Genomic DNA, 18,044 nt, shown 5'->3' with positions numbered 1-18,044 from the left:
ATAACCAAATATAAGGCTTTACCCTCTAATCATCAAAAACCTCTTGAGTTACATCTTTTCCTAATGAACTGATTGCATCCTTTTGCTCATCAGAATCACCATTTTGACTCATTACAACTAATACAAAAGCCTTATTTCCATGTTTTAAGATTGCAGCATCATTTTCTACACCATAGTCTGCATACTCACCAGTCTTATTATAAACATCAACAACATTAGTATTTATTTTAGCCGGTATCTTAGAATGATTACTTGTATTAGATAAGATCTCTAGCATTTTTTTATCGTATTTTGCAGAAACCACGTCATGTCGATAAAGTTTTTTCATGAATACTGCCAAGTCATGCGCTGATGTCATGTTATCTTTTCCTTCATCTAATGCATCTTGATCCATCAGCATCCGTTCCATTTTTGTACTACTGCTCAAATCTAATTTATCGATCTCACTATTAACAGAACTTATACCACCTATTTCTCTTGTAATGATATTAGCCGCTGTATTGTCACTCTTAGTGATCATATAATCAATCAAATCTCGGTAAGTTAGCGAATCACCCACTTGCATGTCTTGGACAATTCCTGTTCCGCCTACTTTATCATCACTAGTTAATTCATATCGATCATTTAAAGAAATATCGCCATCTTTAATTTTTTGAAAAGCCGCTGCCATAATGTAAACTTTAATATCACTTGCAGCTCTTTGAGCCGAATTAGCATCCCCATAACTAGCCGTCGAATTATTATTTAAATCATAATAATAGGCCGATGTATCACCCTTTATATTTGAGAGATTATTTGACATCAATGTCTTAACATCTGAATCTGATTTATCATCGTCATGATCATCTGATTCGTCATCACTATCGTCGTCGTCATGATCAGACTTTTCAGTATTTTCAGTTCTAGTATCGTCGTCACTATCTTGGCTTTTCATATAACCGTACCCAGCCGCTAAAATTAGCAACAAAACAATAATTCCAATAATAATAGGTTTACGATTCTTGGGTGATTTATTAGGCATTTGATTATTTTGAGAATTCTCTGTCTGTTGTTCATTTTGTGATGAACTATTTTGTTCTATTGAAGCTCCACAATTCTCACAAAACTTAGATCCTTCAGGATTTAAATACCCACAATTTTTACATTTAATCACGTTGATCCCTCCGTTACCCCTTTTTTAAAGTCATATTTCTTATTATATAATATAAATTACATTTTTATTTTTAAATATAGTAAAAATATCGGAATTAAATACTCAAAAAGACCACATCCCTTGATGTGATCTTTCCTAGAGGGTTTATTTCTTATAAATAGTCTGCTTTCTTTAAAACTTCACGAGCATGATCTTCATCTTCTGGAGCTACCATAACGACTGGACCCGTACATCCCATACCACTTGTAGCGTAGATATCAGCCTTCCAAAGCTCTGTAACAGCATCTTCCAGCACTAGAATATCGATACCTAAGATAGCTTCTGAAACAGCCTTTTTAGCGGGTTCTTTTACTTTTTCAGCTGATTCGTCTTTCTTTGGAGCAGCTGTCAAACCATCCAAGATTTCTGACAAGCCTGCATTTTCGGCAGCTTTATATTCAGCGTTTACTCTAGTGATCAAGTTACCCTTCACACACCTACCTGCGTAACTTAATGCACCAGCAATAACGTTTGCTCCTGAAGCACGACTTACAATATTGATAATCTTATCATACCCTTTACCGGCACCGGGACCGTATCCTTCACCAACAGATTCATAACTTCCACCTGTTAGAAAAGAACTCATTACTTTAGTAATAATATTACCTGTCAAACTGTCCATTACCATAATATCTGGAACGCCTTGAAGTAAATCATTACCACGCATTTCTACACCACCATCAGCACGGTGACTTTGCGTAAAATTAATGTCATAACCTTTGTCTTTTAACTTATTTAATGCTTTTTCAACTTGATGAGCGCCGTCAATATTTAAAATACCAACAGTTGGATTTTCTATACCGTTTGCTTTGGCAACACCTATACCAGAAATAGTGTTCTTTACCATAGCACTGATCCGCTCCATATCTGAAGTACCAGTGGTATTAGCTAGAAACATTGCTTTACCAATACCTGGTGTAGTTGAGCGACCCACAGTAGATACACCAATTGGGAAAGTGTAATGCATTGTTACAGCAGCATCTAATCTACCATCAGCCAACATCTCGTCCATTTTGTTGTGCCCATCTTCAGGATCAGTTGCAGCAACTGTTTCCAGTTTTGTATCCGTCAATGTACCAATAGCAACAACTTCAATAGAGGGATCATTAGCTTGTGCTAGTTCTGCACCACGAAGAACTTCTTCTTCGCCATGTTCACTACCAAGTAACGTTACACCCACACGAGGTCTAGAACCAAAATTACCACTCTCTAATCCTTGGGCAATTTCATTAAACACATCGGCAATTGTGTTCTGTACGTTATTTTCCATTTTTCTCCCCCCTTAAGGATGGTTTATTCTTTATTTTAGAGAATCAGCGAATTGCTTCATTGATTCGGCGATCATTTGACGAATTGTGTCTTTATCAACAGAATCGTCTCCAACATGGCCGTCATTTGTTTCTACAATAAATGAAATACCATCAAAGAGGTTCGTTAATCTTCCTAAGAACAAACTACCTTTACCAATGATCATAGTACGGTGAATATCACCACTTTCAATCATTTCTTTAGCATGTCCCAAGAATGGAACACCAGATGGAATATGTCCTTGTGTAGGCACAAATCCTGGCATACCAATATTTTCAACGACTTGATTTAACTCACTTTTGGCAAACACCTTTTTCATGATTCCTAAAGCAGCAATCATTTTATAATTGGCTGAAGGTATATCACCAGCACCAGCTGGAACAGTAATTTCAGGGTTTTGCATTTCGGCAGAGAATACGTCAACATCTTTAATCGATAAACCTACTTGTTCTAGAGGGTCCGCAACGATAGCTTGCATTATTGCTTGTGGAGCAGCACCACTACCAATTTTATGCTTACCAACGATATCGGTACGGATAACAGGAGATTTACCGTCATTTTCACCCACATGAATAGCAAAAGCACCTAAACAGTCTTCTAAAAGAGGCTGATCTTTTTTAACATGGTCTTTACCATTCATACCTAATTTTGCGGATGATCCACCGGCAAGAACTACAACATTTGAATATACTCCGGATTGAACGAGTGCTGAAGCTTCAACCATTGAATGAGCAGGAGCTGCACAGAAACTACGTGTATCTGAACCTGTAGCATTTACACATCCACAGATCTCACCGATGGCTTTAGCATAATTACCACCAGCACGCTGGAACATGTCACCACAGCCCTCTTCACTACATTCAATTAGATAGTCAACATCTTTAGGTTTAATATCATTTTTAGCAAATAATTCAGCTAAAACATAAGCAGCTGAAGCTTTACTTACCAAATTCTCAAACATAACATCACTTGTTAACGCTGCATCAAATTCATGTGCACGTTTTATACATCCCACAAGTTTGCCATCAAGATACAATGGTTTTGCGTCTTTTTCCTCGATCAATGATTTGATTTCATCGACAGTGCTGGGGTTTTCTGTCAATTTATCTAGAGTTACCCAATACTTGCCAATTACAGGATCATCATTTATTTTTTTAGCAGTCTCTTCTTGATATTTGGCTTCCAAAACAACTAAGTCAAACATATCAACGGCCTTTAAACAGCCATAAAAAACGTCTTCTGACATGATCGAACCGAATTTACCATCAGCAGTAGCATCCTTTAATGGATTTTCATACCAAGGTTTTTCGATTTTATTTAAATCACGTGGATGAATGTTACCAATATAAGCTTGATTAGGTCCATAACCAACAACATCTTCGAATGAGCGTAAATGATCTGGGATAGCTTTGAGGTAATCTGAGTCTGGATTGTTTCTCATTTCACTCTCTTGCAATTTACCTTCATGTACTAAGATATCTGGTGTATGAACTAATGTATAAGCGGTTCCTTTAAGCACTGGAAAAGTCATACTCTGCACCCCCAAAATAATTGTTTGAAAAAAATGTTACTTATATAAAAAGGAGTCGAAAAGTTATTTTCGGCTCCTAGTTTAAACTCTTGAGCTCCCTACTAGCTAAACACTGTTTGTTCAGTAACAGGTGTTTCAAGTGCCTTAAGAGCTTTTCTTACTAGTTTTCTACGTAATTCTTTTTCATCTTTAGGATCCAATTCTGGATTTCCAAGAGGATATGGAATTGCGACTGTAGGAACAATTCTGTTAGCTCCAACAGTTTTAGAAATAGGAACAATTGTACACATATGAACAATTGGTAGTCCTGTGGCTTCAATAGCCTTAACCATCGTTGCACCGCAACGAGTACAAGTTCCTCAAGTGGATGTTAGAATAACAGCATCTACGCCGTCTTTCTTTAATTGTCCTGCAATTTCTGTACCAAACTTCTTAGCATTTGCTACAGATGTACCATTACCAACGGTAGCGTACCAATAATCATGTAACGAACCGATTTCACCGTTAGCAAGCATTTCTTTAATCACGTCGACTGGTAGAACACGATCTAAGTCCTCATTTGCATAAACTGGATCATATCCACCGTGAGCTGTTTCACCGTTTTCTGGTGTAAAGTCATCAATATCTTTCAAGCTGTATTTACCATACTTAGATGCACTTGATGATTCGATGTGGTCTGGATTTCCTTTTGGAACTGGACCACCAGAAGATACTAAAGCAATTCTAGCTTTTGTAATATCTTTAACGGCTGGAGCTGGATCAACGCGGTCGAAGGTAGGCATTGGATATTCTGTTGTGAATTCCTTGCCATTTAATTTATCTACGAGCATGTCTACAGCACGTTTTGAACCACGTTCTTCTCTGAATACATTTTCACGGAGACCTTTTGGCATATAACCTGTAATTTCTTTATTGCCGTTAATAATTTGTTTAACAACATCAGACATAGCAGGAATTGCTTTTCTCATTGTAGCGGCACTATTACCAACCTCTACAAAGTATCCGTTTTTTCTGTATAGCTCAAAACCAGGATTCTCTGGATACATACCACCAACAACTGGAAGATGTAAATTCGTATCAACCAATTTGGCAACTGCACCAGCGGCAACACCGTAACGACCAGCGTTAAAACTTGGTCCTACGATAACGAGATCTGGATCGTAGCTTTTAATCATTTCAAGAACAGTTTCTGAAGCTTCTGCTTCATTTTCATTGAAGTAACTATCACCACAGATGACAGTACCAACGATTTCAGCTACATCAGCTAGTTGACCTTTAAACGCCATACCAGGTCCAACAACACCGTCTCTCTTCTCAGGCTTAACATCAGCCTTCTCTTCACCACCGATCCCGGCAAAGAATTGGTTTATGTAATGCACAATTCTTTTTTTGGTCATTTTATTTCCTCCTTTACAAAAGGTTTGGGAAGTAGTGAAAACTATCCACGATATTCTTGTACTTCTTTATTAATAGCGTCTTTATCCAAGACCATTTCCATCATTGATACTTGTTCGTCATATACTGCTGGATCTACTTCATCTTTTAGTTCAAACATATGATATGCTTTAAGTCCTAACTGGACTCCTGCTAATGGACCAGCGAATGTTGGATCACCAGTTGATACGGTTTCAGCAGCCAAGCCACAAGCTTCTGCTTCTCCACCACCTAGTACAACTACTAGATCGTCTTTTCCGTATTTGTCTGTAAGATCTTTAATTCTTTGTTGATTTTCCAGGTCCATTGCTCCCGCGCTCGTTCAAACAAAGCATTCAGTTGTTGAAAATACAACTTCAGCGCCTGCTGTTTTTACACAAGCCTCGATAGCCATACCAGGAATTCCATCACGATCGCCTAAAATAGCGATTTTCTTGTTTTCAAGAATACCCATAATGTGCTCTCCTTCAATTTTATTAAATTTAATGTTTACTATAATTTCGTTATACTAAATAGTCTTAGCTGAAAGGTTAAAGAATCCTAATTCATTTGTTGAACCAGTGATTACTTGTAATTCAGCTTCGATCGATCCGTCATCACGAAGGCTTCCATCCCAAGCACCAGCAATAATGTTGGCAACTTCTGGATGACCGATAACTGTATCCATAACTGGAAGGTCGATAACTTCGTTAGCGTTACCTGCAGTTACAACAGCATCACCTTTTGGAGTTGAATCAGCTAATGATTGACTGGCACCATCTTGTCCAGCATACTCATCAGTTACAAGAACTGTCTTAATACCTTTATTTTCAAGGTTATTACAGTTCATAACTAAGTCGGCATCAGGGTTACCAAAGCCTTCTTCTGAGATGATTGCTGCATCTGCGCCAAGCAATTCAACTAATTTAGCTGTCATATTTGATGAACGTTTCTTGTCTTGTAATGTTACGTTCTCATTGGTAATAACACATCCGATAAAGTTAATATCTTTACCATGTCTTGCATATAGATCATCAATAACTGGACTGTTCAGATGTACATATGATGGATTCTTGTCACAAGCTGAAACACAGTTACCACTTGTAATAGCCCCATCGAATACTTCTGTTGGATACATAAATGTTGGAACGATCTTCTTAGCATCTGCGCCATAGAAGAATGTATTATGCATAAGTCCTTGTGTTTGTAGTGCATATACATATACAACTTTTGGTAGATCAGGATATTGTTTAACTTGTTCTAGAAGTGGTTTTGTTTCATAAACCTTTTCTTCATCAGGTTCAACATTTCTTCCTGCTTCACCAATATAGTTGGCAGCTCTGAAACCAGCTAGACGAATAACTTCTTCGTGTTCATGCTGTTTGATACTGTCAATTGGTTCCATTTTGATTACAATATTATTTAGTTTTGAGAATGGTGTATATTTAGCACCTTCACCACTCATATCAATGATTCCTTCTTGGAAACCTACGATCTTACCAGTTGTTACAACAGCTGCACCTTTAAGTACATGTGTGCGTCCCGAACCAACTTGGTCAACATCACCGATAACACCTGGGAAGATGTTACCTTTGCCATCAACTTTACAACGTGGTTCGATGACATCTTTAACTGGAATGATACGAGTCTTGTCACCTGGTTTTGCTAAATACACATCAAGAGATTTGATTCTTTCATCTCCGCCTGTTGCAGCTTCGATTAATTCGTCCTTATCAACGAATAGTGTGCCATCTTTAACTTCGGTTTTTGAGCCGAAGGCAATATCTTTAATTAGGATATTGCCAATTTCTAATCGCATAATATCCCTCCATTCCTTGCCTATTTGCAGTAATTCAATAATGATGAAACTAAACTGTTAATTCATCCAGTTTGTCTGTTACAGCTGCCATTCCTTTTTCTTCAAGGATTTCTTTCCCAAGAGTAGCAACTTTTTCGCCATCTTTATAGAATAGATATGCTGGGATGCCCATTACTTTTTGTTTCATGGCCATTCTCATATTTCCTGTAGTATCAAATGCATAGAATGTAGCTACGTCAGATTTTTCATCTGATAGTTTTTCAACATCAGGCATAAGTGCCATACATGGTACGCATTTTGGACTAAAGAAATCCACCATAACTAAACCTTTTGAATTACTAATTGTTTCTTCAAAATTTTCTTTTGTAAGATGTTCCATCATAACCTTTTTCCTCCCTTCATTTTTTATCTTTGAAATTTAATGCAGGACTAAATTTCAAAGATAAAAAATTTAGATCGCTCTAAACTTTTTATTCAATTCTTTTTAAACCTCTACTGATTCCTTTAAGATATTTTCAACAGCATCAGGGGTGATATTCTTTGCTCCTTCAATGCGGCCAACATCTTTTCCATCTTTGAACAATACAATAGTAGGAATCTCTGAAACTTTATATTGTGTAGCTGTTTTTTTAGCTCTATATGTATCAAGTTTTACCAAACCAACAGCACCATCTTTTTCTTCAACAACTTTATCCACAATAGCAATTGAATCGATACTTTCTTCTACTTGTGGTGCCCAGAATGCAAGAATTACAGGTTTTTCTTTACTTACATCTAAAACATCATTTTGAAGTGTTTCTAATTCTGAAAGATATTTTTCAGCAGCAGATGCAGCAATTGCACCATCAGCAGCGGCTGTAACAACTTGACGTAGATATTTAGCTCTAGCATCACCTACGGCGTAAACACCAGGTACGTTAGTTTCCATCATGTCATTAGCAACTAGATAACCACGATCATCTAATTCAACTTTTCCTTTAAGGAAGTCTGTATGTGGCTCTGTTCCGATAAATACGAAAACTCCGTTAGTTTCAAGGTCTGATAATTCACCTGTATTGATATTCTTTAAAACAACTTTCTCGACTAATTCGTCACCAGCGATTTCTTCAACTGTTGAATTCCATACCCATTTAAGTTTTGGATTCTTCATAGCTTTCTCGGCACTGGCTTTATTACAGTCAAGATTACCTTCTTCATGAATAACGATGATCGTTACTGTTTCAGCGAATTTAGTTAAGTACATTGCTTCTTCGATCGCTGCATCACCATTACCAACAACTACAACGTCCAAATCAACAAAGAAGTCAGCGTCACAAGTTGCACAATAACTTACACCTTTACCTCTTAGTTCAGCTTCACCTTTAACATTGATTTTTCTAGGAGTAGCACCTGGTGATAAAATAACAACTTTAGATTCATAAGTATCGCCTTGTTGTGTATGGACTTTCTTAATAGGTCCTGAGAAATCAACTTCATCAACTGTTCCTCTTAGAAATTCTGTGCCAAATGCTTTAGCATGATCAGCAAATTCCTTCATAATACCAGGACCAGTAGTGCCCTTATAAAATCCAGGATAATTTTCCATTTCATCAGTTGTTGAAGCTTGTCCACCAGGTTCAGCATTCTTATCTAAAATAGCGGATTTTAATTTTGCACGGCTACCATATATACCTGCTGCCAATCCACCAGGTCCAGCACCAACAATTAAAAGATCATATACTTCTGACATAAAACTCTCCTCCCATACATACGATAATTTATAAATCTATTTATTCGTGATATTCATAAGGTAAACTTTCAATGGCGGAATCCAATAGGTCCAAATCTATTACTTGGAAATCCTCTAGGACACCTTCGTCATACTCGCGCCTTCTAGGAGGAAGCTTTTTTAATACTTGATTAGCTCCTTCGATCAACGTTAATGAGAACATATCAAGGTCGCCTCTACGATCGCTCAAAACTAAACTTTTATAAGGGCTTTGATTAGGTTTAATACTTCCAGCAAGTGGATGATTGATTAAGTTGGCCCCTAAATGAATGGAATCTCTACTATGGTTAAAGATATCTTCAACAGATGAATTTTCCTCAAAATTCGTAATTTCAGGATATTTTCCTTCAACCAGCGGATTATTCGTTAAAATATAAAAATTCGCCATTCTTTAAGCCCCCTTTGTTAAGTTTTTCACTTTTATCTTACACATGAAATATAGCGTAATAGTTTGTGATTTGCAAGCGTTTTCGCGAAAAAATAATAAATTTATTTTTGATTGAGATCATTAAAATCCATTTTCTTAATTAGATAACTGATTTTTTTGAGTTTAATATCAATTTAAAATTTCGGCATTAAAAAAATGGCTGAAACTTGATTTACAGCCATTTATATCAATACAACATATTTTTATTTTTCAAGAAAATGTATTTAAAAGTTATAATCGGTCAACTATATAGGACATTTGACTCTCGATATCATTCTGATGATCAGAGACAGATTATGCTTTCAATTCATTTTCACATGTCAAAAAATTATCTTTCCTTTTTTCAAAAATAAATTATACATTTTGAAATTTAGTGAAATGTTTAACAAATGTGAACAAAAAAGTATTTTTTATTCACTCTAACTGAACACTGATTTTAATATATAACATGAGATTTTGAATAGGCAAAGTACAAAATAACACCGATTGCTAACCAACCAATATAGCTAAGCCATGCTGTACCTGGTAAATTAAATAACAATAAGATACATACTGCTGCTGATAGAACTGGCAAAACGGTTCCAAATGGTACTCTAAATGGACGTTTTAAATCTGGATGTTGTTTTCTTAAAAGAATAACTGATACAGAGATCAAGAAGAAAATACATAATGATCCGACATTAGCGAATGTGGCTAATTTTTTAATATCCAATAATCCTGAACAAACAGCAGTGATAATTCCAATTAACCATAGAGCTTTGTTAGGTGTTTGTGTTTTAGCATTTAATTTACTAAATACTGGAGGTAAGAATCCACCTCGACTCATTGCCATGGCAATATTTGAAGATGCATAGATAAATGCTAAGATTACCGCTAAAATTCCTAGAATCGCTCCAAGTGAAACAATTTCAGCAACATATGGATGTTTAAGTGTTATCAAGACAAATGACATTGCTTCTGGGACATTTAATAAGTTATACTTGACGTCTCCAGTCATGACTAAGCTGACAATAATATATAACAATGTTGAAATTGCTAATGATGCGATAATAGCAATAGGTAAGTTTCTTTGGACCTTTTTACAGTCTTCTGCAGATGTTGCCAAGGCATCAAATCCTAAGAAGGAAAAGAATACCGTTGAAGCTCCAGTGAATACCCCTTTTACTCCATATGGTAAAAATGGTTGCCAATTTGTAGTCTTAACGTGAAAAGAACCTACAATTACAAATAAAAGTATGATTCCAATTTTTACTAAGACTAAAACATCGTTAACAACTTTACTTTCACTCATCCCTCTTGTTAATAACAGTGTTATCAGCAATACAACTATAATAGCCGGTAAATTAACTAGTCCTCCATTGAATGGTGATTCTATCAAACTTTTAGGCAAGTTGACTCCTACTTCTCTTAGAAATGAAGCGACATAACCTGTCCATCCAGTGGCAACAGTTGCGGTTGTAGTTATATATACACCCAGCAAAGTCCAACCAGAGAAAAAGGCAATCTGTTCACCCATCGTTATCCAAGAATAAACGTAAGCACTACCAGAACTTGGTATAGCCGTTGTTAGTTCCGAATAGCATAAACCGATTAGTGCACTTGCTAGTGCAGCAATTAAGAATGAAAATATTACACCCGGACCAGCGTCCGTAGCAGCTACAATTCCAGTTAGAACCAAAATTCCAGTACCAATAATTGCGCCAATTCCCATGATCGTTAGATCAAAAAGCCCTAATGTTTTGGGCTTGTCTTTTGAAACATTAATTAAATCATCAATTGATTTTCGTCGCATAATACCCTACTCCCAAGCTTTCAAATTTTTGTAATTGTTATTATCATAGCACTATTTTTATAATTTCAGGTAAACTTCGTGATTTTTTTAACATACAAAATATTTTATTTTGAAAGTTATTAGTGATTATATTCACTAATTATAGTTTGAAATATAAACTAATTTTATTAAATTAATTGTATTGAGTATTATTTCTTTAAAAATCAATTTTACCTGCATTTAATCAACCAGAACGTTTTGTTTACACACACTCGACATCATTGGGATAAATGATCATCCAAAATGAACACATCGTTAATGTGCCGCAGATTCTTGCTAATTTAATACTTTCAAATTGATTTGACAAGTAAATTATCAACAAATCTTATGTTCACATTTTATAAACACTTGTTTATTATTGGTGCAAAAAAAGCAACGGCTAAATCTAGAATTTTGAATGGATAATCAAAAAAATCAAAGTTGTTCACCTAAAACCTCAATGAAGAGTGAGCTATTTTTTATAAATATATCTGTTTTGCCTTTTAAAAAATTTATTTTTTGGTAGAATGATTGTGAAATCATTCTCAATATAAGGAGGAAAGTATAATGAATGAAGATGGACAGCTCAAAAGAAATATTGGCTTTTGGGCGGCTCTTTCAACAGTAATTGGAACTGCGATTGGTGGGGGGGTATTCTTTAAGACACCTGTGGTTACTCAAGTAACTGGTTCGTCAAGTTTGACGTTATTTAGTTGGTTACTAGGTGGACTTATCACTATCGCTGCGGGATTAACAACAGCTGAACTCTCCGCTGCCATTCCAAAAACCGGTGGTATGGTTGAGTATATTAATCATACTTATGGAAAAACGCCCTCTTTCTTACTGGGATGGGCAGAAATGATAATTTATTTCCCTGCTAATATCTCTGCTTTATCAATTATATTCAGTACCCAACTTATTTACTTACTTGATATAAGCATGAAATGGTTAATACCGATGGCATTAGTAGTGGCACTTTCGATTACCTTGATCAATCTATGCGGATCAAAATATGGTGGTGGTTTCCAAACCTTTACGACTGTATTTAAACTTATTCCTATTGCACTTATAATTATTTTTGGTTTAGTTTCAAAGCACGGGGGTCCTGTCCCATTGTTCCCAATTAAATCAGGACAAAATATTAATTTTATAACCGGTCTTGGTCACGGTCTTCTTGCTACGATGTTTGCTTATGATGGCTGGATCCAAGTTGGTAACATTGCCGGTGAGTTAAAGAATCCTAAGAAAGATTTGCCTCGAGCAATTATTTTTGGATTACTTGGTATTACTGTAATTTACTTATTTATTAATTATGCATTCTTAAAAGCTCTACCTATTCAAAGTATCGTTGGTAATGATAATACTGCCGCTGATGCTGCTAAAGTTATTTTTGGTGATTTCGGTGGAAGATTAGTTACAATTGGTATCTTAATTTCAGTTTATGGTGCCATTAATGGTTATACAATGACGGGATTAAGAATTCCGTATACTCTTGCTAAAGATAAATCCTTACCTTTCAGCAAGACATTATCACACGTATCTAAATTTGGTATTCCAACGGCTGCTGCACTATTGCAACTTGGTATTGCCTTTATCATGGTATTTCTTGGCGACTTCAATACTTTGACAGATATGTTGGTATTCGTTATCTGGATTTTCTACACGATGACATTTGCCGCTACAATAATCTTGAGAAAACGTGAGCCCGATATGAAACGTCCTTATAAGGCTCTTCTATATCCATTCACTCCAATTATTGCTATTTTAGGTGGTATCTTCATCGTTGTTTCAACAATCTTCACACAAACATCCCTTGCACTACTTGGTTTGTTTATCACTATTTTAGGTTTACCTGTATATTATTTTGTAAGAAAACATAATAATTCAGCTAAAGAATAATAAAAAATTTAAACGTTAAAAATAGGGTGCGACTTCGTCGCACCCTATTTATTATTGAATAATTTTTTGATCTCTAATATCAGCATCTTGCAAATATTCATTAACATATTTAGCTACCGAGTCTTGAATATTTGTCATAATTGATTCATCTAAATTAAACATATAAGCTACGATTACTGCTTTTTTTGTGTCATCGCTGATCATGGCTCGAGTTGAATCAGACGTTGGTCCTCCAAATGGACCGTTATCATCACTTAAAAGCAACATATTTTCCAGATTAATGTTCTTTTTACCGATACCATGATATGCCTGGCCTGTTTTGCCTACTGTAAAGGTAATATCACCTGAAATATTTTCTAAATCATAACTACCAAATGGTATTTTATGAATCAACGATAAATAATTATTCAAATCAACCAAAGCATTAATTTGATACAATCCTTTTCCCTTTACAACTCTTCGCCACAAACTATCAGATGATGGTCGAAATCTTGAGGGATCTTTTCCCAAATCTTTATATACCTTTTTAGTAGATATAATAGTAGGATTATTTCTAATTGTCTCTAAAGTATCATCGTGACTTATTTTTTCATTAAGCGGATTCAATAGTTCATCCCACATTTTTTTATCATATGTTTGATTTTTAAAATCAATTTCTGTTATGCCTAAAGCTGTTTTATTAACCAATACTGGATCAATTTTAAAATTCATTTAATCTGCCTCAACAATTTTACTTATATTATATTTCACTAAAGGCATTTTTTAAATCTTCTAAGAGGTCTTCTGAATCCTCAACTCCGACTGAAAATCTGATCAATTCATCAGTAATACCGTTCTTTAGACGAATATCACGGGGAATAGCACTATGAGTCATAATGGCTGGAACTTCAATTAAACTTTCGATTCCACCCAGACTTTCTGCTAAATCAATTAACTTTAAGCTTTCAACAAATTTCTTAGGATCCAATCCTTCCTTTAATTCAAAAGAGATGATGGCTCCAAAACCACTCATTTGTTTTTTAGCGACTTCGTAATCTTTACCATCTGGATTACCAGGATAGTAGATTTGTCCTACTTTTTCGTTGTCTTTTAGATAATCAAAAATAATCTGGGCATTCTCTTGGTGAACTCTCATTCTAACGCCAAGAGTCTTGATCCCACGCATAAGTAGCCAGCTATCATCTGGTCCCAAGACACTACCGATCGAATTTTGTAAAAATGCTAACTCTTCGGCAATCTTCGCATCAGCTGTTGCTACTAATCCTGCAACAACATCACTATGTCCACCTAAATATTTAGTAGCACTGTGTAAGACAATATCAGCACCTAGTGTTAATGGATTTTGATTATATGGTGTCGCAAAAGTATTGTCAACGATCGTTTTCAAATCATGTTGATGTGCAATTTCTGAAATTGCTGCTATATCAGAGATCTTTAAAAGTGGATTAGTTGGTGACTCTAAATAAATTGCTTTAGTATTAGATTTTATAGCTGCTTCAACTTCTTTTAAATTCTGTGTATCAACGACTGTAAATTCTAGTCCAAATCGTTTTAGTACCTTGTTGATCAATCTGAAGGTTCCACCATAAACATCATTACCTACAATAATATGATCACCACTTGAAAATAATGAGAACACAGCATGAATTGCTGCTGAACCAGATGCAAAGGCAAATCCATATTTACCATTTTCAATATCAGCGATCAATTGTTCTAAAGCATGTCTGGTTGGGTTGCCTGTTCTTCCATATTCCCAAGTTGGATTATCGCCAAGTTTGTGCTGATGAAAAGTTGATGTTCTATAAACTGGAATTGAAACTGCTCCTGTTTCTTGATCTTCACTGATTCCGCCATGAATAAGTTTTGTATTAAATTTCATTTCTTCCACTCTCCTATTTTTTTAAAATAAAAAAGGTGCAGATTCAAAAGAATCCGCACCTTTTACAAACATCATTATTGTCCTCGAAAAATTTTAGACACTCAAAATGATGGTTCGCAAAAGATGCGAGCCACAACAACATAGACTTTGAGTATTATCTAAAAGCATAAGAAGACCTCCCGATGAATTTATGTTTATGAGATTATAACAACTTTTCCAGCTTGTCAATTTATTAATCCTTTTTTAAAAGCAAAATTTCAACTCAATTTATTAATTAATATTTTTCAAGCATTAAATTATTTTAATAAAAATTACTGTTTAACCAGTATTATTCATGTTTGGAATATTAATTTTTTAGATCATTTTATTTCTTCCAGGTCTTTATTACATTAATATAATAATTCATAAATTATAAAAATCCTTTACGAAAGCTGATGAAATAAACAATTGGTTGTCTGATATTATTGAAATAGAATCTTTGTGGGAGGAGGTATACTGTGAAAAAAATAAAAAAAGTTCTATTTAGCTTGTTAATAGCAACTTCTACTCTCCTAACTTTGTCCACAAACATAGTTAAAGCAGACACTACTTCTGCAACAGTTGCCTCCGATGGAACAAGTACAGCTGCTGACGGTACGGTTGTCGATTCAAAGACTTCAACAGTTTCAGTTACCGTCCTTTCTGGTATTTTAACTTTAGATGCAGTCCCCGACTTTAGTTTCCGTGCGGTTGATGGAGCAAAAGTTGGACTACTTTCTAATACTACTGATAACACAAATAATACTGCCGGTGCTGCGACAGCCAATGATGGCGAAAGTGACGGTAATAACTCTGGACTACTTCAGGTTACTGATTCTAGAGTTTCGATAACAGGTGATCAAAGCGCTACTTCAGCCGGATTTACCTTAGGAGCAAGTATTTCTAGTCTCCAACCATTTGATAGTCAGGATAAACCTATTTCAGGGTTTAGCTTAACTTTAAATCCGCAGGCTTTAGTTGATGATCAGGGTAATGACATAGATTCTAATAATAGCTTTACAATATTTTCCAAAAAAGCGGTAATATCAGACACTAATACTTCTGATACCAATGTAATTGATCTAAACGCGGGTCAATATACTCCGGGCGTTGTTTCGGCAATATTTTCACAGTTTACTGATGGTGCTAGTTTGTATCTTCCAAAGGGATCAACTGGGACATCTAGGGCCTCGGAGCAAAAGTATAACGCTGTTATAACTTGGACACTTACTCCAAAACCTCAAAGTACCGTTGCACCTTAAAATTTGTTTTTTAATTATTACAGTAGATAAAACCTGAAATCTAAAATTTGATTTCAGGTTTTTTATTTTGGATTATAAAAGCCCTTTCACATAATTGTTCATTATCATAAACGTGTTAATTTAAAATTTATTAGAATTTTATTAAAAAAATCGAGCTTTTTTTGAAAGTTTGTAGTAAGATAAGACCCTAAAGTGAAGTTACAGTTGTTTATCAACTGTGAACAGGGATTAAATAGAAAGGTGGTCCATATTTATGGATAAAGAAAACAAAACGTTAAACCGAAGTTTATCGTCACGCCAAATGCAGATGATTGCTCTTGGAGGAACTATTGGGGTTGGGCTCTTCATGGGATCTGCCTCCACTATTAAATGGACCGGACCTTCAGTGTTACTCGCTTATGCTTTTGCAGGTGTAATTTTATACATGGTTATGCGTGCTTTAGGTGAAATGATCTATGTTGACCCATCAACAGGTTCATTCGCAAAATTCGGTGCCGAATATATTCATCCAGTTGTTGGTTATTTGACAGCTTGGAGTAATGTTTTTCAGTATCTTTGCGTTGGTATTAGTGAAGTTATTGCTGTTGGAACTTATTTACAATTTTGGTGGCCAAATATGCCACAATGGATCGCAGGAGTAATAGTTGTCATTACACTTTGTGCTGCTAACTTAGCATCTGTTAAAGCTTATGGTGAATTGGAATTTTGGTTTGCTTTAATAAAAGTTCTTACGATCATCTTTATGATCATTATGGGTCTTTTAGTTATTATTTTTGGTGTTGGTAATCATGGTCAACCTGTTGGTATTAGTAACCTTTGGACAAATGGAGGCTTCTTCACAGGTGGCTTTAAGGGATTTGTTTTTGCTTTATCAATCGTTGTTGGTTCTTATCAAGGTATCGAAGTTATTGGTATCACAGCTGGTGAAGCTGAAGATCCACAAAAAAATATCGTTAAAGCTATCAGAACTATCGTTGGTAGAATTTTGATCTTTTATATTGGTGCAATTTTTGTTATCGTTTCGATCTACCCATGGAATAAGCTTGGTACGATCGGTTCTCCATTTACTGAAACATTTGCTAAAGTCGGTATTACTTTTGCCGCTGAAATTATTAACTTTGTTGTTCTTACTGCTGCTTTATCAGGATGTAACTCTGGTATCTTCAGTTCTAGTAGAATGCTCTATACATTAGGTATGGAACACAATTTACCAAAAGCATTTACAAAATTATCAAAACATCACGTTCCATACTTACCAGTTATCACGATCTCAGCCGGTATTTTAATTGGTCTTTTATTGAATTTCTCACTTCCAGCACTATTCCACACTTCAAATAACGTCTTCGTTATTGTGTATAGTTCAAGTGTTTTACCTGGTATGGTTCCTTGGTTTGTTATCTTATTCAGTGAATTGAAGTTTAGAAAATTAAATCAACAACACATGGATGAACATCCATTCAAGATGCCATGGTATCCATTCAGTAATTACTTTGCCATTATTTCTCTATTAATTATTTTAGTATTCATGTTCTTGAATCCTGAAACAACCGTTTCATTGTTAGTAGGGGTAGTCTTTCTTGTCGTCATGACTATTATTTACTTCATTAGAGAAAGATTGAACAAAGCTTAATTAACAGAGTTTATGCTTTTAAAAACATTAAAACCTAGCCCGGTAATCCGATTTCGGATTGCCGGGCTTATGTTTTGAAAAATAATTA

General features: G+C 35.3%; 15 protein-coding genes. 3 read left to right on the top strand and 12 right to left on the bottom strand.

Annotated elements, in window-relative coordinates:
- Nucleotides 1-25: 25 nt before the first annotated feature.
- From EKM77_RS04345 to EKM77_RS04300, 10 genes are all read right to left on the bottom strand, one after another.
- The gene (locus EKM77_RS04345; protein ID WP_125592833.1) at nt 26-1,153 is read right to left on the bottom strand and encodes a serine hydrolase; all 1,128 of its coding nucleotides are present in this window, start codon (nt 1,151-1,153) and stop codon (nt 26-28) included.
- A 151-nt stretch (nt 1,154-1,304) separates the two neighbouring features.
- Nucleotides 1,305-2,462 carry a glycine/sarcosine/betaine reductase complex component C subunit alpha gene (gene grdD / locus EKM77_RS04340; RefSeq protein WP_125592832.1) on the bottom strand — a complete coding sequence of 386 codons (1,158 nt, stop codon included), beginning with the start codon at nt 2,460-2,462 and terminating at the stop codon, nt 1,305-1,307.
- Nucleotides 2,463-2,492: 30 nt separating this feature from the next.
- Entirely contained in the window at nt 2,493-4,031 is a 1,539-nt protein-coding gene (gene grdC / locus EKM77_RS04335; protein WP_125592831.1) for a glycine/sarcosine/betaine reductase complex component C subunit beta, read from the bottom strand.
- 101 nt (nt 4,032-4,132) lie between these two features.
- On the bottom strand, nt 4,133-5,428 hold the full coding sequence (gene grdB / locus EKM77_RS04330) for a glycine reductase complex selenoprotein B (RefSeq protein ID WP_125592830.1): 1,296 nt from the start codon (nt 5,426-5,428) through the stop codon (nt 4,133-4,135).
- A gap of 41 nt (nt 5,429-5,469) precedes the next feature.
- A complete protein-coding gene (grdA, locus tag EKM77_RS04325; RefSeq protein WP_083480723.1) occupies nt 5,470-5,919 on the bottom strand; it encodes a glycine/sarcosine/betaine reductase complex selenoprotein A in 450 nt (149 codons plus the stop codon).
- Between the two features lie 54 nt (nt 5,920-5,973).
- The gene (locus tag EKM77_RS04320; protein ID WP_125592829.1) at nt 5,974-7,263 is read right to left on the bottom strand and encodes a glycine/sarcosine/betaine reductase component B subunit; all 1,290 of its coding nucleotides are present in this window, start codon (nt 7,261-7,263) and stop codon (nt 5,974-5,976) included.
- Between the two features lie 49 nt (nt 7,264-7,312).
- Complete coding sequence (locus tag EKM77_RS04315; protein ID WP_125592828.1) at nt 7,313-7,645, bottom strand: thioredoxin family protein; 333 nt, start codon at nt 7,643-7,645, stop codon at nt 7,313-7,315.
- Nucleotides 7,646-7,747: 102 nt separating this feature from the next.
- A complete protein-coding gene (gene trxB, locus EKM77_RS04310) occupies nt 7,748-8,992 on the bottom strand; it encodes a thioredoxin-disulfide reductase (RefSeq protein ID WP_125592827.1) in 1,245 nt (414 codons plus the stop codon).
- A gap of 40 nt (nt 8,993-9,032) precedes the next feature.
- Entirely contained in the window at nt 9,033-9,419 is a 387-nt protein-coding gene (locus tag EKM77_RS04305; RefSeq protein WP_125592826.1) for a GrdX family protein, read from the bottom strand.
- A gap of 475 nt (nt 9,420-9,894) precedes the next feature.
- Nucleotides 9,895-11,250: an APC family permease gene (locus tag EKM77_RS04300; protein WP_125592825.1), complete on the bottom strand. Its 1,356-nt coding sequence runs from the start codon at nt 11,248-11,250 to the stop codon at nt 9,895-9,897.
- A gap of 585 nt (nt 11,251-11,835) precedes the next feature.
- On the opposite strand from EKM77_RS04300, the gene EKM77_RS04295 reads away from it, so the two are divergent.
- On the top strand, nt 11,836-13,167 hold the full coding sequence (locus EKM77_RS04295; RefSeq protein ID WP_125592824.1) for an APC family permease: 1,332 nt from the start codon (nt 11,836-11,838) through the stop codon (nt 13,165-13,167).
- A 51-nt stretch (nt 13,168-13,218) separates the two neighbouring features.
- On the opposite strand, the gene EKM77_RS04290 is transcribed toward EKM77_RS04295, so the two are convergent.
- Both EKM77_RS04290 and EKM77_RS04285 read right to left on the bottom strand, forming a co-directional pair.
- Nucleotides 13,219-13,878 (bottom strand): B3/B4 domain-containing protein, encoded by a 660-nt coding sequence (locus EKM77_RS04290; RefSeq protein WP_125592823.1) that lies wholly within the window; start codon nt 13,876-13,878, stop codon nt 13,219-13,221.
- 28 nt (nt 13,879-13,906) lie between these two features.
- Nucleotides 13,907-15,046 (bottom strand): trans-sulfuration enzyme family protein, encoded by a 1,140-nt coding sequence (locus EKM77_RS04285; RefSeq protein ID WP_125592822.1) that lies wholly within the window; start codon nt 15,044-15,046, stop codon nt 13,907-13,909.
- 497 nt (nt 15,047-15,543) lie between these two features.
- On the opposite strand from EKM77_RS04285, the gene EKM77_RS04280 reads away from it, so the two are divergent.
- Nucleotides 15,544-16,326, top strand: a complete 783-nt coding sequence (locus tag EKM77_RS04280; protein WP_125592821.1) for a WxL domain-containing protein — start codon at nt 15,544-15,546, stop codon at nt 16,324-16,326.
- 253 nt (nt 16,327-16,579) lie between these two features.
- Nucleotides 16,580-17,956, top strand: a complete 1,377-nt coding sequence (locus EKM77_RS04275) for an amino acid permease (RefSeq protein ID WP_125592820.1) — start codon at nt 16,580-16,582, stop codon at nt 17,954-17,956.
- The last annotated feature ends 88 nt before the right edge of the window (nt 17,957-18,044 follow it).

This window comes from Companilactobacillus baiquanensis, from assembly GCF_003946605.1.
Taxonomy (GTDB): Bacteria; Bacillota; Bacilli; order Lactobacillales; family Lactobacillaceae; genus Companilactobacillus; species Companilactobacillus baiquanensis.
The sequence above is the reverse complement of the archived record's forward strand: the minus strand, read 5'-3'. Positions and strand labels throughout refer to the sequence as shown.